A 19,860-nucleotide genomic window follows, 5' to 3' on the forward strand; every position below is an offset into this window, starting at 1 on the left:
AGAGGTTACACATGAGCACAGCAACAGAAATCAAGGGCCGGGTCATGATTGTCGATGGAATGGCTCTGCTGTTCCGCGCTTTTTATGCTACCTCTTATGGTGGATATATCCGCAAGACCCGCGCCGGGCTGCCGACGAATGCGGTGTATGGATTTTTGCAGTATTTTTTCGACGCGGTGAGTACGTTTGAGCCTTCACATGTGGTCTGCTGCTGGGATATGGGCAAGGGCACGTTCCGCTCAGAGAAGTATGAAGGGTATAAGTCTAATCGTATTGACGCACCGCTGGAGCTGATCCCGCAGTTTGATCTGGTGAAGGAAGTGGTGGCTGAGCTGGGCGTGCCGAATATCGGTCTGGTTGGTTATGAGGCAGATGACTGCATCGGCACACTGGCTTCATGCTACAGCGGGGAGTCGGAGGTCTACATTCTTACGGGGGACCACGACATGCTGCAACTGGTGAATGACAGCGTCAAGGTCGTGATTATGAAAAAAGGCCGCTCCAACTATAAGGTGTACGATCCAGCGGAATTGCTGGAAGAACGGGGCCTCACCCCTGCGCAGGTGATCGACCTGAAGGGCTTCATGGGCGACACCAGCGATAATTATCCCGGTGTGAAGGGCATAGGCGAGAAGACCGCCACCAAGCTGCTGACGGAATACGGCACTGTGGAAGGGGTCATCGAGAACCTGCATCTGCTGCCCAAGGGCGTTCGGGCTAAGATTGAAGCGGACCTCGACATGCTGCATCTCTCACGGGAACTGGCGGAAATCCGCTGCGATGTGCCGATAGTATGCGAGCTGGCCGAATGTCTGTGGGAGCTGCAGCGGGATAACGCCGCACGCAAGTTCAATGAGCTGGAGTTCGGCAGCTTGATGCATCTGATCGGCGGGATCGCCGAGGAACGGGATGACCGGGGAATCGTACAGATTGAGCTGGGGGATCTGGGCTGAAGCCGGAATAGACAGCAAACCAAACAAGACAGCAAACCAAACAAGACAGTAGATACTCACCTATCGTGAGCGTGTACTGTCTTGTTTGCGTGTGAAGAGATAGATCGCATTATCCTCAGAGGCCGGCACAAGCAGGCGGGATAATTCCTCATTCAGCTCCATGCTGAAATGCTTAGCCTTATCATACGCGTCTAAGTCACCGGTAATCGCCGGGTCTCTTGTACCGATTACAATATACAACTCTACAGATTCCGTATTAAAAACATGCTTCTCATAAGGGTTGCCGGGCACCGGCCAGGAACAAAGTACAACCTTAGGAGCGTATTTGCTCAGGGCGGCTTTGGCATCGGCTTTCTCCACAAAATCCGGGTAGGTGATATAATGCGCCCAGCTATAATCATCGGTTGCCCGGCAGGCTGTGCCGTTATCGTTAAGGAATCTCGTCAAGGTACCGTCACCCGCACCGATCTCCAGGCACTCCTTATCCCCGATCAGAGCGGACAGGCGCTTGATTAACGTACGGGAATAGAAGCAGTAGATCCCTTGTTTATTGACAAGCGGCATCAGCATCCGGGGGCGGATAATCAGCTTCCAGCATACCCGGAACAGAGGGAGTGATACGGGCTTGCGTACAAGCTTTTCCTTGAACAGGAGCTTCTGCAGAATATAACCGTCCCAGAGATTGAACCGGACAGGCCCGGAGGCTGATTCGGCGGACACCGCTAATTGCAGCTGTTCGATCAGATAAATGGCAAAGCGGGCTTTAATAATATTAGGAAGAAAAGCGTTAATGGTGGTTTGATTAAAGCCGCTTTTGACAATTTTGCTCTTCGCTATTTTGGCGCTGCTTGTATAGCTGGCGAGCAAATTATGGATCAGGTTGGCGCGTTTTTGGCTCGATAAGGCATTGATCTCAAGCAGAACCTCGTCTTTGTATTCAGGATACTCTGACAAAAGCGTGCGGGTATCGGTCTCATTCCTCAGAATTTGCTCGGCGGCCGTCTTGCTGAAGGTTATCGCTCTCAGGTCCCTGCTCAAATGACAATACCCTCGCAGTGATCCACCTCATGCTGGATAACCTGCGCCGTAAATCCGGTAAAGCTATCCCGGTGCTTCTTGAAATTATAATCGAGGTATTCCACCTCAATATAATCGTATCGTTTCGCTGGGCGTACGCCTTCAAGCGACAGGCAGCCTTCCTCGGTGTCATAAGGACGGGCGCGCTTGACGATCACCGGATTGATCATTGAAAGGGTTAATTGCTGCTCCACGCGGATGGCAATGATGCGTTTGTTGACGCCAATCATGTCCGCAGCCATGCCGACGCACCGGTCGGAGTTGGCGTTCAGGGTCTCCACAAGATCCATTAACACGGGCAGATCCTTTTCCGTGGCCGGAGCAGATTTCTGGCTAAGAAGCGATATATCTTTACTGATAGGTCTAATCATCATACTCTCCAATTGTGCTGTATTTGTGTGTCCATAATATCATTTTTGGCGGGGAAGTGAAATGCGGGAGTGCGGGAAGTTCTGCTTAAGATAAAGATTGACGAACCGGAGGAAGCTTGATTATAATGTTAATATAAGTGTTAAATGATTAACAAATATATTAACCTAAAGAGGAGCGTTAACTTCCCATGGCAGAACGCATTGTACTGAACACCGACATCCGCAAAGGTAAGATTGACCGCAACATCTACGGACATTTCGCTGAGCATCTTGGACGCTGTATCTATGAAGGCATCTGGGTGGGCGAAGATTCCCCAATTCCGAACACTAAGGGTATCCGCAACGACGTAGTGGAAGCGCTTAAGGAAATGAAAATTCCGGTACTTCGCTGGCCGGGCGGCTGCTTCGCCGATGAATACCACTGGAAGGACGGTATCGGCCCAAGCGAAGAGCGCAAGCGTATGATTAACACACACTGGGGCGGCGCGGTAGAGAACAACCATTTCGGTACGCATGAATTCATGCTCCTCTGCGCGATGCTGGAATGTGAGCCGTACATCAACGGTAACGTAGGTAGCGGAACTGTTCAAGAGATGTCCGAGTGGGTGGAATATCTGACCTTCAACGGAGTCTCGCCAATGGCTGAGCTGCGTCAGAAGAACGGCCAGGAAGATGCCTGGAGCGTCAAGTATTTCGGCGTGGGTAACGAGAACTGGGGCTGCGGCGGTAACATGCGTCCTGAATTCTATGCCGATCTGTACCGCCAATATCAGACGTATGTGCGTAACTATGGTGACAATAAGATCCACCGGATCGCCTGCGGGGCGAATGCGGATGATTATAACTGGACGGAAGTACTGATGCGCGAAGCTACCCGCTTCATGGATTCCCTTACTCTGCACTATTACACCCTGCCTACTTCGGACTGGAATCATAAGGGCGCGGCTACAGGCTTCGGAACAGACGAATACTTCACAACGTTGAAGAAGGCACTGTTCATGGATGAGCTGGTTACCCGCCATATCGCTATCATGGACAAATACGATCCTGAGAAAAGAGTCGGCCTGATCGTTGACGAATGGGGCACCTGGTATGATGTTGAGCCGGGTACGAACCCGGGCTTCCTCTACCAGCAGAACACGATCCGCGATGCGCTGGTGGCCGGCTTGACGCTGAATATTTTCCACAAGCACAGTGACCGTGTACGTATGGCGAACATTGCCCAGACCGTGAACGTGCTGCAGGCTGTTATTCTGACCGAAGGCGAGAAAATGCTCCTGACTCCTACTTACCATGTATTCAACATGTACAAGGTGCATCAGGATGCAGAACTGCTGGAGTTGACTGTGGACAGCCCGGTATACAGCTATGAAGGCGTAGAGATTCCTGAAGTATCGGCTTCGGCTTCAGTCAATGCTGAGGGCATCATTCATGTCAGCCTGTGTAACCTGAATCACGCGTCATCGGCAGTGTTACCGCTTGCCCTGCGCGGACTGGCTGGTCAAGCATCTGTAAGCGGAACGACGCTGGCCGGAGCTTCCATCGATGCCCACAATAGCTTTGAGCAGCCGGAAGCTGTAACACCGCAGGCATTCAGCGCTTTCAAGCTTGAAGGAGACACGCTGACTGTAGAGCTGCCGCCAATGTCGATAACTGTACTGGCCATCACTCCACAAGCCTAAGGAGAGAACCGCATGACAACCACTTCAGCCTGCAAAGGATGCCGGGAGGAGTACAAGGTCACGGAAGCGCAGATTGCCCGCATTCTGGCGTCCTCCATGTTCAACCCCGGCAATACCGCTTCAGACGAGGTCTATGCCGAGCGGATTGCGCTTTGCGGGGCTTGCCCCAAGCTGCAGGATGGCGTAACCTGTACCGCCTGCGGCTGCATCATCCCCGTTGTTGCCCGGCTGAAGGCCCGCAGCTGTCCGCTGCCGGGCGGCGGAAAGTGGCAGCCCGTGGCGGAATGACGGCCCACGCCTCACGGCAAGGGGCCAGGCGAAATAGATAGGCTAGAAGCCGCTCTTGCCATAAGAGACGGATCGATCACCGATAGCCCCTCCAACCTGCTCAATGCGGCGGTTGGAGGGGCTTTTTTTGCGTTGTGGAGGAGAGGGGAAGGGAGAGGGAGAGGAAAGTGTGAGAGGGATAAATCCCTCTAATGCGGCGGAAAGTGGGCTGGAGGAGGAAATGAGAGGGATAAATCCCTCTAATGCGGCGGGAAGTGGGCTTTGAGTGGAAATGAAGAGCATTAGTGCACCTGAATCCGCCAAAAGTGAGCGATGAGCGAAAATGAGGAGCACTAGTGCACCTGATTCGGCCGAAAGTGGGCTTTGAGCGGAAATGAAGAGCATTAGTGCCCCTGAATCCGCCGAAAGTGGGCGATGAGCAGAAATGAGGAGTCTTGGCTGCAAAAGTAGCTGAATCGAAAACTAACCTAATTAGTCTAACTAACCAATCTATCTACTCAATCAAATCTACCCATCTTCCTATCCAACCTATCTAACAGACAACCTATCTAACAGACAACCTGCTAGATAACTACCAGACGAACCTTTACAAAGAACCCGGCATATCTGCCACAGTATCCGTATAAAACAGCTCAAATACCAGATCCTCGTTGTAATTGCCGAAGCCCTTGCCGAACAGGGTGAGGCCACCGATGTGCTCCGCATCCTCCTCGACAGAGAGCCGGAAGGTCCATTGTTTATTGCGGATGCCTACCTGATCCAGGGTGACCTCCGACAGCTTTTGCCCATCCATGAAAGTGCCCGTCTGCGTAATCCGCAGCTGCTTGAGCAGGCCGTATTGATTGGTGAGTGCGGGCCACCAGGCTGGTGTGTATTTTCCTGGATTATCTCCGTAGTCACCGGGGCTGGTCCAGAAGCCGAGCGATTGTCCGTTCAGTGTGAAGGTAATATCCGACGGCCAGTTGTTGTTTACCGACGGGGCTTCGGAGGCAATCTCCATCGTGATGGCAAGCTCCTCCGGCTGCTGGCTCGACAGCAGGAAATTCGGGATTTTATACTCGACGAACCCCTTGCCGAACCAGAGAATCCCGGCGTTCACCCGCTCCTGGTCCCAGAAATAACGGGGATCGTCAAAGTGCCCGATGACCCTCTCCGTCGTAGACAGTCCGCAGGTAGGCTCAATCTGGAAGTCGGAATAATGCCCCACCGGGATGTCCTTACGGTATCCTCTGCGCGGAGTCCGGGCTTGTCCCGGAAAAATAATCTCTGCCCCGTCGGCGGCCAGTGTACAAATCTTTTGCAGACCGCTTTTGCCGGGAGCCATGTGGCTGCGGATCAGCCCGGCGGCTTCGAGCTTGCGCACATGCATGGTCATAATCGCACTGCTTAGCTTGAGGGCTGCGGCCAGTTCCTTCACGTTCATGGGTTTATCGGACAGCAGCCGCAGCATATGCAGGCGCACGGTACTGGACAGGGCCTCGTACACTGGCAGGGATTGTTCAGTTAGATCAAGTTTCATCGGATGCCTCCACGTTCAGGTTATATAGTTAATAATTATATTACTCAAATAAAATTTCTACAAGCCATGATTGGCTGCAGGCCAGCTTTTCCAATTTATATCACAGACACGCTAGGCCGAGTCCGCTATGATGTGAGATGAATTAGCAATGAAACAAGGTGCTCTTGCCGGATGCGGCAAGGGATAACAGGGAATCGGGTGCAACTCCCGAGCGGTCCCGCCACTGTATGGAAGAGCTGCACTTCATGAGGTCACTCGGGAAGCCCCGGGGAAGACGAAGCCTGCGGCGCCTGTATTCCAAGCCAGGAGACCTACCTTGTCGACGCACACCACGACTCTACGCGGATAGGAGCGGTGTACGGATAGGTTAATGAGAAGAGGCGTTCTGCCCTGATGGACCGGAGGAATCTTGAGTGTAGAGAGGCCCCCCGGTTTATAGCTGCTGGATACAAGGATACGGCCCCTAGTGATGGGACGATGAGAAGCACCTTGTTTCGCTTAGCTCCTGGCTGCGTGCTCTATCGAACTTGCCTGCGTACATACACTCCCACCCTTTAGGGTGGGTTTTTTTGGCTTTATGATCTTAAATGGGAAATCAACAAACATGGAGGGTGACAAATGCAAAAACACAGAGGGTGGAGCTTTGCGGCACTGGTTGCCGGATTTACGGTGTACTTTATGCTGAACGAACCGGGGACGGCCCGCGCGATGCACATTATGGAAGGATTCCTGCCGGTTGGCTGGGCGGTCTTCTGGTGGGCGGCGTTTATCCCGTTCTTTGTCCTGGGAATCTTCAAGCTGAGAGCCATGACCCGGGAGAACCCGGAGCTGAAGCTGCTGCTGGGTCTGGCCGGGGCGTTTACCTTCGTCCTGTCTGCGCTCAAAATGCCTTCCGTGACCGGAAGCAGCTCACACCCCACCGGTACCGGACTTGGTGCGGTAATGCTGGGGCCGCTGCCCATGAGCGTAATCGGCTCGATTGTCCTGCTGTTTCAGGCGCTGCTGCTGGCGCACGGCGGGATCACTACGCTTGGAGCCAATGCGTTCTCGATGGCGGTGGCGGGTCCTTTTGCCGGATATGCAGTGTATAAGCTGATGATGAAAATGCCGGACCGCGAGAAGCTGGCCTTATTCTGTGCGGCTGCGATGGCTGATCTGAGTACGTATGTAGTGACTTCCTTTCAACTGGCGGTGGCTTTTCCGGCGGCGGATGGCGGCGTTCTGGCTTCTTTTCTCAAATTCGGGGGGATTTTTGCCGTGACGCAAATCCCGCTGGCCATCAGTGAAGGGCTGTTGACGGTACTGCTGTGGAACTGGCTGAAATCGTATAGCCCGAATGAATTGTCGCTTCTGAAACGCAAGGTGAACGGAGGAAGAGCCTAATGAGCAATAGATGGAAAAATCGATTGATGCTGCTAGTTGTTATTCTGCTGGTCATTCTGCCGCTGCTGCTGGTTAATGGGGAATTCGGAGGGGCCGATGATGCGGCTGAAGGTGTGATTACCGAGATTAACCCTGACTATAAGCCGTGGTTCAAGCCGCTGACTGAGCTGCCAGGGGAGACGGAGAGTATGCTGTTCGCATTGCAGGCAGCGATTGGTGCAGGTGTGATCGGTTATACCTTGGGGCTGCTCAAGGGCAAGCAGGGCGGGACGAAGCAGCATAGCAGCAAGTGATCCGGCGGATTGACGTTCTCTCCTACAATAATGCTCTGCGCCAGTTATCCCCGATGTGGAAAAGCTCGTTCGCAGCCCTGATGTTCCTGCTCTCTTACACGGTACATCCGGTACTACAGGCTGCAATCACCCTATGGATGATGTCCTGGTGTGTATTACAGGCCCGTATTCCCTTCCGTGCTTATGGCATGCTGTTCGGCACAGCGCTGCTGTTCTATGCGCTTAGCGTACCGGCACTGCTCGTGGAATTCGGGCACCCGGCATCGGGAGAGGCAGGGATATTCTCATTTCCGGGACTGAACCTGCCGGTATATGTTACAGCGGCCGGGCTTCAGCGGGCAGGAGAGCTGCTGGCCAGAATCTCTGCTTGCATGAGCTGTTTCTTTTTCCTGATGTTCACTACTCCGTTTAGTGAGCTTTTGCAGGTGCTGCGCAGGCTGCGGATGCCGCAAATTGTCCTGGAGCTGATGCTGATTATGTACCGCTTCTTATTCCTGCTGAGTGATGCAGCGCATGGTCTGCTGCTGGCCCGCAGGCTGCGCGGAGGCCGGCGGGGCTACAAGGCCAGACTGCGGGAGACTGCGGCCATGGCAGGAGCGCTGTTCGGCAACACGATGCACCGGTATTACGGATTATCGCAGGGGCTGCTGGCCCGCGGATTCACAGACGAGATTATTATCCCGCCTTATACGGCGCGTCCTGTGCCGAGGCGCTATACAATCCAGGCTTATACCGGTATTGCGCTACTGTTGCTGGCTGAGACGTACTTTATCACTAACACATGAAAGGAGCCGGTCATGGATCAGGAATATAGTCTGAGTTGTGACGGAGTGGTCTTCCGTTACCCGGATACGAAGGAGCCTGCGCTGCATGAACTGACGTTCTCCATCCCCGCAGGCAGCAAGACGGCAATAATCGGTCATAACGGTTCGGGCAAATCGACGTTGTTCCTGCATGCCGTTGGCATTCTGCGCCCGCAGCAGGGTACGGTTGTGCAAGGAGGGAAGGCGTTATCCTACTCCAAAAAAGAGCTGGCCGCTCTGCGGCGGAAGGTGGGCCTGGTCTTCCAGGACCCTGAGCAGCAGCTGATCCTCAGCACACCGCTGGAGGATGTGTCGTTTGGGCTGCGCGGCAGCGGAATGGCTGAACCGGCTATTGCTGCGCGCTGCCGGGAGGTCATGGAGCTGCTGAATCTGACTGATCTGGGTGATAAACCGATTCATCAGCTTAGCCTGGGCCAGAAAAAACGCACGGCACTCGCCGGTGTACTGGCTATGGAGCCTGAGCTAATTCTATTGGATGAGCCGACCTCGTATCTGGACCCGTTATCGGAAACGCAGATGCTGAAGGGCCTTGAAGCCATACATGATAAAGGGACAACCGTAGTTATGGCTACGCATGACATGAACCTGGCTTACCGCTGGGCGGACTGGATTATTGTGCTGGAGCATGGAAGATGCAGGGCGGCGGGGACACCGGAGGAGATTTTTGCGGGACGGGAGGAGCTATTGTCCATCGGGCTGGGACTGCCGCTGCTGGCTGACTTATGGTTCAGCCTGCCTGATCGCCTGACCGCAGGTCAGAGCGCTCCCCGCACCGCCGATGAATTCAAATTGAAACTGCATAAGCTGCTTGCGCTTGACCACAGCTATTCATGAACGGGGGAAGAGGAATGAACAAACAAGGAAAATTGCTGATTATCGGCTTCGGCCCCGGAGCGCTGGAGCATATTACCGGCCGCGCACTGGCTGCGCTGGATGAGAGTGAGGCGGTCATTGGCTATACCACTTATGTAGATCTGATCCGGCCGCTGCTGCGGCATCAGGAGATTGTCGGCACGGGGATGACTGAAGAGGTCAGCCGGGCCCAGGAGGCTGTCCGCAGAGCAGAAGCCGGGCAGACCATTGCGGTAATCTCCAGCGGCGATGCCGGTGTTTACGGAATGGCCGGGCTGGTCTACGAGGTGCTGATTGAACGCGGCTGGAGCCGCTCAGAGGGGGTGCCGGTGGAGGTAATTCCGGGAATCTCGGCGATCCAGTCCTGCTCTTCGCTGCTTGGGGCCCCGATTATGCATGACTCCTGCACGATCAGCCTGAGCGATCATCTTACGCCCTGGGAGAGCATAGCTGCGCGTGTGGAAGCGGCGGGGGCAGCGGATTTTGTCATTGCGTTCTATAATCCGCGCAGCGGCAGACGGACGCGCCAGATTGAAGAAGCACGCAATATTCTGCTGCGCTACCGTGATCCGGCTACACCGGTAGGCATTGTCAAAAGTGCCTACCGTGACCGCCAGCAGACGGTCGTAACGACACTGCAGGATATGCTGGAGCATGAGATCGGCATGCTCTCAACCGTGGTGGTCGGCAACTCTGCTACCGTTGTCTATGAGGACCTTATGATTACGCCGCGCGGATATGAACGCAAGTACAGTCTCGGGGCACAGACGCAGACGCTGGAGCCGCACGAGCGGCTGCGCACAGCCGCCGAGCCGTGGTCGCTGGCTGCGGCGGAGTCCGGGCAGGCAGAGGGGATGGCCGGAGCCGTGGTGAATAAAGGGGCCGCTGCAGGGACGGAAGGGGGGCCTTTGCGGTTGGAAGGAGCAGCGGCTGATCCGGCTGCAGGGACAGTCCGGATAGAACGGGCGGCAGCCTGTGGCGAAGCGGGATCAGGGCTGGCGGAAGAGGCGGCTGCGCAGAGCCTGGCTGCTGCTCCGCAGGTGGAGCGGCTGCGTAGCTTGACCGATCGCCTGAAGGCATCGGCCGATTCCTCCTTCGAGCTGGAGATTACTCCCGCAGCCGGCAGCCGCAGCTTCAGCGGCGATCAGATGAAGCTGCTGGCTGAGCTTGCAGGCAGCGATGGGCAATTGGTCTATACGAAGGACGGGTATTTCCTGCTGCGCGGCAGCCGGAGTGAAGAAACAGAGGCAGGAGCAAGGCTGCTGGAGGCCGGACTGAATGTAAGTACGCCTGGAGATTACGTGAAGGTGAAGACCTGCGGATTCTGTGAGCTGCGCAGAAGCGGAGCGTTAAGTGCTGCTGTCCGGCTACACACCCTGCTGCATGGAATGGCTGTGCCCAGAGAGCTGCACATCAGTGTAGCCGGCTGCGGGATGGCTTGCAGCTCCGCTGTGCTGGATGACATCGGCCTGGTAATGTTGCGCGGCAGCTATGAGCTGTATCTTGGCGGCAAGAAGTCCGGCCGGGGCGCCCATGCAGGGATTTTGGTGCGTGAAGGGATGGATGAAGAGGAAGCGGTAGCCGCTGTAGCTGCGGCAGTAGAGGAATATAGGACTCATGGCCGGGAGCAGGAGCGGTATCATGCGTTCCGGGAACGGATGGACAGCATTACAGGGAGTGCAGCCACTACATCGGACAATAACAACATAGAAGGAGTGCAGACGATGAGAACGGTATTACTGGTGGGACACGGGAGCCGGGTTCAAGCGGGAAATGAGGAGTTGCTGGAATTCACCCGCCTGCTCGCGGCCCGTAAGCCGGAGCTGAAGGTCGAGACCTGCTTCATCGAGCTGGCCTCGCCTTCCATTGCTGGCGGCATTGCCAGATGTATCGAGGGTGGTGCGGCGGAGATTTACGTTGTGCCGATTATTTTGTTCGCGGCAGGACATTCCAAACTCGATATTCCAATGGCTATTGATGAAGCTAAGCAGAGATATCCCGGGGTGAAGTTCATCTACGGCCGCCCGCTGGGGGTGCAGGACCGTGCCGTCGATATTCTGCTGGAGCGGATTCAGGAAGCAGAACGACTTCCATTGTCGCAGGAGAAGGCGGCTGGCGGAATGGACCTGGAGCTGCGCGAGAACGGTGTATCCAAGATAGAGGATAAGGACACCATCGTGCTGTTGATGGGACGCGGGGGCAGTGACCCGGATGCTAACAGCGATCTGTATAAAATAAGCCGGCTGCTCTGGGAGAAAACAGGCTACCGCAGCGTGGAAAGCTGCTTCATTGCCATCGCCAAGCCGTCGCTGCAGGACGGGCTTGAGCGCTGCCTGGCGCTGGGTGCGCGCAAAATTATTGTTCTCCCGTACCTGCTGTTCACCGGAGTGCTCATGCAGCAGTTCGCTGAGAGAGTCGCGCAATTCGCAGCCGGGCATCCCGGGCTTGAAGTGGAGATCGGCGGCACACTGGGCGCACATCCGCTGCTGGTGGATATGCTGACAGAGCGGATCGGGGAGACGCTGGAAGGCCGTGCCTTCAGCAATTGCGATAACTGCAAATACCGCGATGCAGCCTCTCTGCATCACCACCTTCACCACCATCATGGTGAGGAGGGGCACGGGGAGCATGGGCATGTGCATCATGGGCATGGGCATCACAGTCATGAGGGGCATGGACACGGGCACCATGAGCATGGAGATGAGGAGCACGGGCACCACTGCCACGGGAAACATGGGCATTGCGGGCATGGTGATCATGGGCATGGACATCACGAGTGTGCGCATGACGGGTATGGTGAACATGGGCACACGCATCACGCGCACGGGCATCGCTGTCATGGACAGGATGGTAATCATGAGCATGGGCAGCATGGGCGGCATGATGTAACGGAGGCGGCGGCTCCGGCAGACGACCTGGCGCTTCGCCAGCCGCGATGATCTTCATGTTATGCGGCACCAGTGATGCCCGGGAGCTGGCCCAGAGTCTTACGCGCCAAGGCCTGCCGCTGCAGGCCAGCGTGGTGACGCCCAGCGGGGCAGAACGCCTGGAGGCCGCAGGCATCCGCACCCGCGTCGGCAGACTGGACCGCGCGGCGATGATCTCTTTGCTGCAAGCGGGCGGGTACCGTGCCGTGGTGGACGGCAGCCATCCTTTTGCGCTGGAGGCCCATGCTAATGCAATGGAAGCTGCTGCTGCGCTGGGATTGCCTTACTTCCGCTACGAGCGGCAGAGCCTTATCTATAACAGCCATCCCCGGCTGCTGCTTGTGCATTCTTATCAAGAGGCTGCGCGCAAGGCGAAGGAGCTGAAGGGCTCAGTGATGCTGACTACCGGCGGCAAAACGCTGGAGATTTTTGCAGAAGAGCTGCTGGGAGACCCGGATATTAGGCTGACAGTGAGGCTGCTGCCTTGTCTGGAGAACCTGGAGAAGTGCGTGGCTCTTGGGATAGAGCAGCGGAATATTATTGCGCTTCAGGGCCCTTTTAGCAGAGAGATGAATGAGGCCTTATACCGGCAGTATGGCACCCGGGTGATGATTACCAAGGAGAGCGGAGCCGAGGGCTCGGTGGATGAGAAGCTGCATGCCGCGCTGGATATGGGGTTATATGTCATTCTGATTATGCGGCCGGGGATGTCCTTCGGGGATGGCGGAACGGTATTTGATTCTTTTGACGGGATTACGGCTGCTGTGAAGGCTGCGCTGCTAATGACAAGGGAAGAGGGATGAATGTGGATTTTGGGACAGAGTTCAAGCCGGTGACCGTACAGCCGCAGGAGATAGAGGGCCTAAGCTTTCAGATGATTACGGAGGAGCTGGGGGAACATTCCTTCAGTAGCCTGGAGTACCCGATTGTACAGCGGATTATTCATGCTTCGGCTGATTTTGAGCTAGGGCGCAGTCTGGTGTTTCATCCCGGGGCGATTGAGGCGGGGATTCACTCGATTCTGCAGGGCAAGCCGATTATAGCGGATGTGCGGATGGTGGAGGCGGGCATTGCCAAGGAGCGGATTCAGCGGTATGGCGGCGAGGTCCGGGTACATATTTCTGATCCTGATGTGGTGGACGAGGCGAAGGCGCTGGGAACCACAAGGGCGATCATCGCAACGCGCAAGGCCTGCGCCCAGGCACCGGGGGGAATCTATGTTATCGGCAACGCGCCCACTGCCTTGCTGGAGCTAATCCGTCTGGTAAAAGCAGGCGAAGCCCAGCCTGGCCTCGTCATCGGCATGCCCGTTGGCTTCGTCTCGGCGGCGGAATCCAAGGATGAGCTGCGCAAGCTGGATATTCCCTACATCACCAATATCGGCCGCAAAGGCGGCAGTACGATCGTGGTCGCCGCAGTGAACGCACTAAGTCTGCTGGCAGTCCGCCGGGCGGCGGGCGAGCTGGGTTAGCGGATTAGAGAAGCATGCAGATGCTTGGAGCGTAGGGCTGTGAGTTGTCATACCCCGATTAAGGTGTAAGCGTTAAGTGGTATGCTTAATCGCACTCTGTACAACTAAATGCTCTGATGCACGAGTGAATATCCATTTAGCTGTAAAACGTGCAATTAAACTAATCTATAATCCGTGTTTTCCCTCATTTCGGCAGATATAGTTGTACAGATTACAGCTAGAAGAGGAATTCCTTCCTTTTTGCGGGTTTTAAATGTACAGAATACAACTATCTCAAATTATTTACTTCCTTAGTTCTAATAGTATGTTAGTTGAAATTTGTGGCTGGCGTTCTCACCGATGACCGGGTTAATGTGCTTAATCTGGGGATTGCAGTAGCGTGTGAGCTCACTAATTGTATTCTGCACAACAGAATTCGTGATTTTATAGTAGAAATCTGGTTCTGTTGTTGTTCATACACTTGATTTGTGGATAAGGGCTCCACAGTACCTCCCTCGTCAAATTCTAATGTACAAAGTGCAGTGGAGCCAGGGAAACTAGAAATATTTGTATGTAAGTCTCCTGATTTGCTTAGAAACAGCAGTATAATCAGGTTATATAGAGAGTAAGACTGGTTACCTGCCATGGGCGAACGCTCAGAGGATGGGCTTCAGCGATGTAGATTGTTCAGTTTGTTCAGTTTGTGAGGATATATTCTTAGACTATCAGCAAAGAGGGATTGCCATGACCAAGGAATTACCCGGTCAAGCCGTTAGTCAGAACCGGAGCCAAAGAAGCGGGGAAGCAGGGTCGGGGCAGGTAGAGCACGTAGCCGGAACTGAATTCGATCAGGTAGCTGAGCGGTTGGAGCAAGTAGGCAGCGTCGAATCCGCACAGGCGGCTGAACGGTTGGACCACGCAGCCGGCCCCGAGATCAGGCAGATGGCTGGACAGGTACAGCAGGCTATCGAACCCGGATTGCCCGGATTCGATAAGGCAGCTGAAGTGTTCGCACAAGCGTCCAGTCCAGGATTGCCCGACCCCGAATCCGCACAGGCAACGCCCGCTCCCCCGCTGCGCAGGGGCTACACGACAGGGGCCTGTGCCGCAGCGGCAGCCGCAGGTGCGGCAACCCTGCTCATTACAGGGGAGAGCCTGCCTGCGGTAGAGATCGATTTGCCAGCTGGTTTCCGTCATACCTTTGAGCTGACTGGCTGGCAGCGTACAGGATCACACACGGCAAGCTGTGCCACGGTCAAGGATGCCGGAGACGACCCGGATGCGACACATCTGGCGTGGATCGAGGCAGCGGTGAGCTGGCGGGATGAGCCGGGCGTGGAGATTGACGGGGGCCGCGGTGTCGGCCGGGTGACGAAGCCAGGTCTGCCGATTGGTGTAGGAGAGGCGGCGATTAACCCGGTACCGCGGAGGATGATTCAGGAGGCGGTAACCGCCGTACTGGAGGAGCATGGTACAGCGCGGGGGGTGAGGGTAGTCATCAGCGTGCCGGAAGGCGAGAACATTGCCCTGAAGACGCTGAATCCCCGGTTGGGTATTCTGGGCGGCATTTCGATCCTGGGCACGCGGGGCGTGGTGACCCCATTCTCCACCGAGGCCTATAAGGCGAGCGTGGTTCAGGCCATCTCGGTGGCGTCTGCAGCGGGGAACCGGCAGATTGTGCTGACCACAGGCGGCAGCAGCGAGAAATACGCCATCGCGATGTTTGCGGAGCTTCCAGAGGAAGCTTTTATTCAGATGGGGGAATATGTAGGCTTCTCGCTGGAGCACGCGAAGGCTTACGGGCTTCAGAAGGTTACCTTCGTCGGAATGGCCGGCAAATTCTCTAAGGTGGCTCAGGGGGCCATGCTGATTCACTCTAAGAACGCGCCTGTCGATTTCGGATTTCTGGCCTCTGTTGCAGGCCGTGCGGGAGCGTCCCCGGAGCAGGTGCAGGAGATTGCTGCCGCGAACACAGCCTCACAGGTCGTGGATATGATGACTGAGGCGGGGAATAACATTTTTTTCGAGCAGCTGTGCAGGCATGCCTGTGAACAGAGTCTGGCGCATATGAACGGAGGCATGATTGTAGAAATGGTGCTTATTACAATGAAGGGCCGGGTGCTGGGAAGGGCGGAGATTCATGGATAACCTGATTTACGTGATCGGGATCGGTGAGGATGGCGCCGGCGGCCTGACACCGGATAGCTTAGGTATAGTGAACAACAGCGAGGTGCTGCTGGGCGGCGAGCGGCAATTGAATTTTTTTGGCAGGTACAGAGGGGAGAAAATCGTGCTGCAAGGCGGGCTCAAGCCTTTTACAGACAAGCTGGAGGAGGTGTGGCGTGAGCGGCGGACGGTGGTGCTGGCCTCGGGGGACCCGTTCTTTTTTGGGATTGCCGGATATCTTGTCCGCAGGTTCGGGCCGGAGCATGTGGAGGTGATCCCCCATTATAGCAGTGTGCAGCTTGCGTTTGCGCGGCTGGGTGACAGCTGGCAGGATGCTGAGCTGATCAGTCTGCACGGGCGTCCCATTCAGGGACTGGCCCAGCGTATCGACGGCAAGCACAAAATCGCCCTGCTGACAGACGAGAACAACACTCCTGCTGTCATCGCTGCTTATTTGTGTGAGTTCGGTATGATGGAATATGAGGCGTTTGTCTGCGAGCGGCTTGGCGGCGCAGAGGAGCTGTGCCGGTTCTGGACGCTGGAGGAGATGGAGACAAGGGAGTTCGCGGCGCTTAATGTTGTGATCCTGCGCCGTAAGCAGGAGGTCTCCATTCCTATGCGGCGCGGATTCGCTTATCCGGACGAGGAGTTCCGGCAGCGTAAGCCTGAGAAAGGTCTGATTACGAAGCGCGAGGTCCGCGCTCTGGTGCTGTCGGAGCTGAACCTGTCCGAGGATGCAGTTGTGTGGGATATCGGCTCCGGCTCGGGTGCGGTGGCTGCGGAATGTGCGCGGATCGCCAGACTCGGGAAGGTCTACGCTCTGGAGAAAAGTGCCGAGAACCTGCCGAATATGGCAGCGAACCGTCTGAAGTTCCGGGCGGATTTCGAAATCATTCAGGAGAAGGCACCGCAGGGCCTAGCCGCTCTGCCTGACCCCGATGCCGTCTTCATCGGCGGCAGCGGCGGGGAGCTGGCGAACATTATCGGGCACAGCGCCGCCAGACTGCGCCCGGAGGGCCGGATTGTGGTTGGGGCGATTACGGTGGAGACACTGCATGGCAGCATGGAGGCGCTCAAGACCGCAGGACTGGCCTGCGAGGTCACGATGCTTCAGGCGTCGCGCGGCAAGCCGATTCTCGGCATGACCCGGTTCGACGGAATGAATCCCGTCTATGTGGTTAGCGGCCGGAGGCTTCATTAATCATCAGACAATAACGAAGGAGGAACTTGCAATGAAGACCGATGTAACTGAGCCGCGTGGGCAGGCTGCGGACGGACAGGAAATATCATCAGGAGAAACAGCAGGTACGCTCTTGACAGAAGCGGCGATGCAGGCGGCCAGTGCGTTATTTGACCCGCTGGATAGTGAAGAGCCGAAGCTGGAGGAAAGACTGACTCCCCGGGCGCTCGGAACATTATACGGTGTAGGCGTCGGTCCCGGCGACCCGGAGCTGATCACGCTTAAGGCTTGCCGTCTGCTGCAGGAATGTCCGGTGATCGCCTACCCGGCTACCAAGAAGGGCGGCAAATCCTACGCCTATGAAATCATCGAGCTGCATGTAGACCCGCAGGACAAAATCATGCTCGGACTGGTCTTTCCGATGACGAAGGACCCGGAGCTGCTGGCTGGCGGCTGGACCCGTACGGTAGAGCTGTGCTGGGGAGAGCTGAGACAGGGGCGGGATGTGGCTTTTGTGACCGAAGGCGATCCTAATCTCTACAGCACCTTCATTCATCTGGCCCGGCTGATGCAGGAGCTGCATCCCGGCGTGCCGGTCGTCTCGGTTCCGGGGATTTCCTCCGTCCTGGGCGCGGCGGCTGCGCTGGAGCAGCCCCTGGCAGACGGCAATCAGCGGGTGGGGATCATCCCGGCTACGGACGACAGGGAGGCGCTTTGGGAAGCGCTGCTGCATCATGATACGGTGGTGTTCCTTAAGGTGGCCAAAGTGCTGGATCTGGTGCTGGATGTGCTGGATGAGCTGGGCTTGTCCGGCCGTGCCTCGGTGGTAACCAAGGTTACCTCCCCCTATGAGACCGTCTGGCGCGATGCGCGGGATCTGCGGGGCAAGGAAGTGGAATACCTGAGTCTGATGGTGGTGAGCAAATGACGGAGCTTGTGCCGAAGGTATACATTGTAGGTGCCGGACCAGGTGACCCGGAGCTGATTACGGTCAAAGGCAGCCGGATTCTGCGCTCGGCAGATCTGGTGCTGTATGCGGATTCGCTGGTCAGCGAGGAGCTGATCCGCAGCGCTAAGCCGGGTGCTCAGGTGCTTCAGAGCTCGGGCATGGATCTGGAGCAACAGGTGGAGCTGATGACGCTTGCCGTGCAGTCGGGTAAAAGCGTAGCCCGCGTACATACCGGCGACCCCGCCATGTACGGTGCAATCTTGGAGCAGATGTCGCTGCTGAAGCTCTGCGGCGTCGCTTACGAGATTGTGCCGGGCGTCAGCTCGGTCTTTGCCTCTGCGGCCGCGGTTGGCGCAGAGCTGACCGTGCCGGAGCTGACGCAGACGGTCATTCTGACCCGTGCGGAAGGGCGCACACCCGTGCCGGAGCGCGAGCAGTTGCGCAAGCTGGCGGAGCATCACTGCACGGTGGCGCTGTTTCTAAGTGCATCACTGGCCGGTCATGTGAGCAGTGAATTCCTGGCCGCAGGCTGGAGCCCGGAGACCCCGGTGGCGGTCGTGAAGCGGGCCACTTGGCCGGATCAGCAGATTTTGCGTACAACGGTTGAGAAGCTGGAGGGGGACCTGCGTGATGCCGGTATCACCATGCATGCCATGATCCTGGCCGGCTGGGCGCTGGACCCCGGGCTGACGGACCGCGATCAGCACCGCTCCAAGCTGTATGACAAGACCTTCACCCACGGCTGCCGGGAAGGAATCGGCTCCGGTGAGTAAGCGGTATGCGGCTGTTGCCATTACGCGCAGCGGGATAGAGCTGGCTGTGAAGCTTGGCGGGCGGCTTGGCGGGACTGAGGTTTTTGTCTATGCCAAGTATAGCGGCTGGCTGGAGGCGCGGAGCGGTGAGGTTACTGTTTTTGATGGACCGGTTAGAGGGTTGCTTCCCAAGCTCTTCGGGAGCTATGAGGCGGTCATTCTGTTCTTCTCGCTGGGGGCGGCTGTCCGGCTGACGGCTCCGCTGCTGCGGGATAAAAGAACCGATCCTGCCGTCATCGTCATCGATGAGCGCGGGGAGCATGTCATCAGTATGCTCTCCGGCCATCTCGGCGGAGCGAACAGGCTTACTCTGGAGATTGCGGAGCTGCTGGGCAGCCATCCGGTGATCACCACAGCTTCGGATGTACAGGGCACCTTCGCTGTTGACCTGCTGGGTCAAGAGTATCGCTGGCGCGCGGACAGTTTCACCCCCATGAAGGGGGTTAGTGCTGCGCTCGTTAACGGGGAGCCGGTGGCTTTTGTGCAGGAGAGCGGGGAACGTGACTGGCTGCCGCCGGGTGCTGAGGTGCCGGAGCATGTCTCTATGTTCGCAAGCAGGGCTGAGCTTAGGCATAGCGGACGCAGCTTCAGCGCAGCGATTGTGGTAAGCGACCGGCTGGCAGAGGAACTGGAGGAGGATGCACGAGCAGACACTGCACTGGCCGAGTCCATTGTAGTGTATCGCCCGCGCAGTCTGGTGCTTGGACTCGGCTGCAACCGCGGGACGTCTGCGGAAGAGCTGGAAGCCGTGGTCCTGCACACTCTGAATGAGCTTCATCTGTCGCTCCATAGTGTGCGGAATGTGGCGACGGCCGGGATCAAGGGGGATGAACCCGGGCTACTGGCCTTGTGCGCCAAATACAGCTGGGAGCTGGTTCTGTACACCCCGGAGCAGCTAAATACAGTTGAGCTGGACCATCCGTCTGAGGTGGTATTCAGGGCCACGGGGGCATACGGTGTCTGTGAACCTGCGGCCCTGCTGTCTTCAGGCGCGCATTCGCTCCTGCAGCCTAAGCTTAAGAGCGGCAATGTGACTATCGCCGTAGCCCGGGTCTTCTATCCTAGAGAGAAGGAGGGGAGCTGCGGTGAATGAGCCGAGGAATTTAGCAGGATATGAAAAAGAGCCGGGATTAG

Annotated in this window: 17 protein-coding genes, 2 pseudogenes and 1 riboswitch; of the genes and pseudogenes, 16 read left to right on the plus strand and 3 right to left on the minus strand. The window is 56.6% G+C overall.

Translation table 11 applies throughout. The annotated features are described in order from the left end of the window. Positions 1 to 11: 11 nt before the first annotated feature. Positions 12 to 953: a 5'-3' exonuclease gene (locus C162_RS19635; protein ID WP_051493734.1), complete on the plus strand. Its 942-nt coding sequence runs from the start codon at positions 12 to 14 to the stop codon at positions 951 to 953. 60 nt (positions 954 to 1,013) lie between these two features. On the opposite strand, the gene C162_RS19640 is transcribed toward C162_RS19635, so the two are convergent. Both C162_RS19640 and C162_RS19645 read right to left on the minus strand, forming a co-directional pair. After that, the gene (locus C162_RS19640) at positions 1,014 to 1,991 is read right to left on the minus strand and encodes a hypothetical protein (RefSeq protein WP_200869219.1); all 978 of its coding nucleotides are present in this window, start codon (positions 1,989 to 1,991) and stop codon (positions 1,014 to 1,016) included. Then, entirely contained in the window at positions 1,988 to 2,404 is a 417-nt protein-coding gene (locus tag C162_RS19645; RefSeq protein ID WP_200869220.1) for a peptide deformylase, read from the minus strand. Before C162_RS19645 ends, C162_RS19640 begins: the two co-directional genes overlap by 4 nt. Positions 2,405 to 2,589: 185 nt before the next feature. On the opposite strand from C162_RS19645, the gene C162_RS19650 reads away from it, so the two are divergent. Next, positions 2,590 to 4,083, plus strand: coding sequence for an alpha-N-arabinofuranosidase (locus tag C162_RS19650; protein ID WP_036696763.1), 1,494 nt, complete (start codon positions 2,590 to 2,592; stop codon positions 4,081 to 4,083). Positions 4,084 to 4,095: 12 nt separating this feature from the next. Beyond that, positions 4,096 to 4,371, plus strand: coding sequence for a DUF6171 family protein (locus C162_RS19655; RefSeq protein WP_036696766.1), 276 nt, complete (start codon positions 4,096 to 4,098; stop codon positions 4,369 to 4,371). 586 nt (positions 4,372 to 4,957) lie between these two features. Here the strand turns inward: C162_RS19655 and C162_RS19660 are convergent. After that, positions 4,958 to 5,890: an ArsR/SmtB family transcription factor gene (locus C162_RS19660; RefSeq protein ID WP_036696767.1), complete on the minus strand. Its 933-nt coding sequence runs from the start codon at positions 5,888 to 5,890 to the stop codon at positions 4,958 to 4,960. A 139-nt stretch (positions 5,891 to 6,029) separates the two neighbouring features. Then, positions 6,030 to 6,223: riboswitch (cobalamin riboswitch) on the plus strand. A gap of 285 nt (positions 6,224 to 6,508) precedes the next feature. On the opposite strand from C162_RS19660, the gene C162_RS19665 reads away from it, so the two are divergent. The 13 genes and pseudogenes from C162_RS19665 (at position 6,509) to C162_RS19720 (ending at position 19,819) form a co-directional block, all read left to right on the plus strand. After that, a complete protein-coding gene (locus C162_RS19665) occupies positions 6,509 to 7,273 on the plus strand; it encodes an energy-coupling factor ABC transporter permease (RefSeq protein WP_036696770.1) in 765 nt (254 codons plus the stop codon). Beyond that, positions 7,273 to 7,566, plus strand: a complete 294-nt coding sequence (locus C162_RS19670; protein WP_036696772.1) for an energy-coupling factor ABC transporter substrate-binding protein — start codon at positions 7,273 to 7,275, stop codon at positions 7,564 to 7,566. The genes C162_RS19665 and C162_RS19670 overlap by 1 nt, the downstream gene beginning before the upstream one ends. Then, the gene (gene cbiQ, locus C162_RS19675; RefSeq protein ID WP_036696774.1) at positions 7,563 to 8,351 is read left to right on the plus strand and encodes a cobalt ECF transporter T component CbiQ; all 789 of its coding nucleotides are present in this window, start codon (positions 7,563 to 7,565) and stop codon (positions 8,349 to 8,351) included. Before C162_RS19670 ends, cbiQ begins: the two co-directional genes overlap by 4 nt. Positions 8,352 to 8,363: 12 nt before the next feature. Next, on the plus strand, positions 8,364 to 9,224 hold the full coding sequence (locus tag C162_RS19680) for an energy-coupling factor ABC transporter ATP-binding protein (RefSeq protein WP_036696777.1): 861 nt from the start codon (positions 8,364 to 8,366) through the stop codon (positions 9,222 to 9,224). 14 nt (positions 9,225 to 9,238) lie between these two features. Continuing rightward, positions 9,239 to 10,918: pseudogene (cobJ, locus tag C162_RS37640) on the plus strand (precorrin-3B C(17)-methyltransferase); the annotation flags it as partial. An 84-nt stretch (positions 10,919 to 11,002) separates the two neighbouring features. Then, positions 11,003 to 12,181: pseudogene (locus C162_RS37645) on the plus strand (sirohydrochlorin chelatase); the annotation flags it as partial. Then, positions 12,178 to 12,972 (plus strand): precorrin-6A reductase, encoded by a 795-nt coding sequence (gene cobK / locus C162_RS19690; protein WP_036696779.1) that lies wholly within the window; start codon positions 12,178 to 12,180, stop codon positions 12,970 to 12,972. The pseudogene C162_RS37645 and the gene cobK, both read left to right, overlap by 4 nt. Before the next feature lie 2 nt (positions 12,973 to 12,974). Beyond that, positions 12,975 to 13,640, plus strand: coding sequence for a precorrin-8X methylmutase (locus C162_RS19695; protein WP_036696852.1), 666 nt, complete (start codon positions 12,975 to 12,977; stop codon positions 13,638 to 13,640). 1,011 nt (positions 13,641 to 14,651) lie between these two features. Further along, positions 14,652 to 15,767, plus strand: a complete 1,116-nt coding sequence (locus tag C162_RS19700) for a cobalt-precorrin-5B (C(1))-methyltransferase (protein WP_036696853.1) — start codon at positions 14,652 to 14,654, stop codon at positions 15,765 to 15,767. Beyond that, positions 15,760 to 16,986, plus strand: a complete 1,227-nt coding sequence (locus C162_RS19705; RefSeq protein ID WP_036696781.1) for a bifunctional cobalt-precorrin-7 (C(5))-methyltransferase/cobalt-precorrin-6B (C(15))-methyltransferase — start codon at positions 15,760 to 15,762, stop codon at positions 16,984 to 16,986. Before C162_RS19700 ends, C162_RS19705 begins: the two co-directional genes overlap by 8 nt. A 31-nt stretch (positions 16,987 to 17,017) precedes the next feature. Continuing rightward, entirely contained in the window at positions 17,018 to 17,893 is an 876-nt protein-coding gene (gene cobI / locus C162_RS19710) for a precorrin-2 C(20)-methyltransferase (protein ID WP_235218472.1), read from the plus strand. Further along, the gene (cobM, locus tag C162_RS19715) at positions 17,890 to 18,687 is read left to right on the plus strand and encodes a precorrin-4 C(11)-methyltransferase (RefSeq protein WP_036696783.1); all 798 of its coding nucleotides are present in this window, start codon (positions 17,890 to 17,892) and stop codon (positions 18,685 to 18,687) included. Before cobI ends, cobM begins: the two co-directional genes overlap by 4 nt. Next, positions 18,680 to 19,819, plus strand: a complete 1,140-nt coding sequence (locus C162_RS19720; RefSeq protein WP_036696784.1) for a cobalt-precorrin 5A hydrolase — start codon at positions 18,680 to 18,682, stop codon at positions 19,817 to 19,819. The genes cobM and C162_RS19720 overlap by 8 nt, the downstream gene beginning before the upstream one ends. Positions 19,820 to 19,860 lie beyond the last annotated feature (41 nt).

The organism is Paenibacillus sp. FSL R7-269 (assembly GCF_000517865.1).
Classification (GTDB): domain Bacteria; phylum Bacillota; class Bacilli; order Paenibacillales; family Paenibacillaceae; genus Paenibacillus_AQ.

What these genes read in the sequence shown, in the direction of transcription:
- cobK (WP_036696779.1), top strand. Translation starts at nt 12,178, where the DNA reads ATGATCTTCATGTTATGCGGCACCAGTGATGCCCGGGAGCTGGCCCAG.
- C162_RS19645 (WP_200869220.1), bottom strand. Translation starts at nt 2,404, where the DNA reads ATGATGATTAGACCTATCAGTAAAGATATATCGCTTCTTAGCCAGAAA.
- C162_RS19660 (WP_036696767.1), bottom strand. Translation starts at nt 5,890, where the DNA reads ATGAAACTTGATCTAACTGAACAATCCCTGCCAGTGTACGAGGCCCTG.
- C162_RS19635 (WP_051493734.1), top strand. Translation starts at nt 12, where the DNA reads ATGAGCACAGCAACAGAAATCAAGGGCCGGGTCATGATTGTCGATGGA.
- C162_RS19655 (WP_036696766.1), top strand. Translation starts at nt 4,096, where the DNA reads ATGACAACCACTTCAGCCTGCAAAGGATGCCGGGAGGAGTACAAGGTC.
- C162_RS19705 (WP_036696781.1), top strand. Translation starts at nt 15,760, where the DNA reads ATGGATAACCTGATTTACGTGATCGGGATCGGTGAGGATGGCGCCGGC.
- C162_RS19680 (WP_036696777.1), top strand. Translation starts at nt 8,364, where the DNA reads ATGGATCAGGAATATAGTCTGAGTTGTGACGGAGTGGTCTTCCGTTAC.
- C162_RS19670 (WP_036696772.1), top strand. Translation starts at nt 7,273, where the DNA reads ATGAGCAATAGATGGAAAAATCGATTGATGCTGCTAGTTGTTATTCTG.
- cobI (WP_235218472.1), top strand. Translation starts at nt 17,018, where the DNA reads ATGAAGACCGATGTAACTGAGCCGCGTGGGCAGGCTGCGGACGGACAG.
- C162_RS19665 (WP_036696770.1), top strand. Translation starts at nt 6,509, where the DNA reads ATGCAAAAACACAGAGGGTGGAGCTTTGCGGCACTGGTTGCCGGATTT.
- C162_RS19650 (WP_036696763.1), top strand. Translation starts at nt 2,590, where the DNA reads ATGGCAGAACGCATTGTACTGAACACCGACATCCGCAAAGGTAAGATT.
- cobM (WP_036696783.1), top strand. Translation starts at nt 17,890, where the DNA reads ATGACGGAGCTTGTGCCGAAGGTATACATTGTAGGTGCCGGACCAGGT.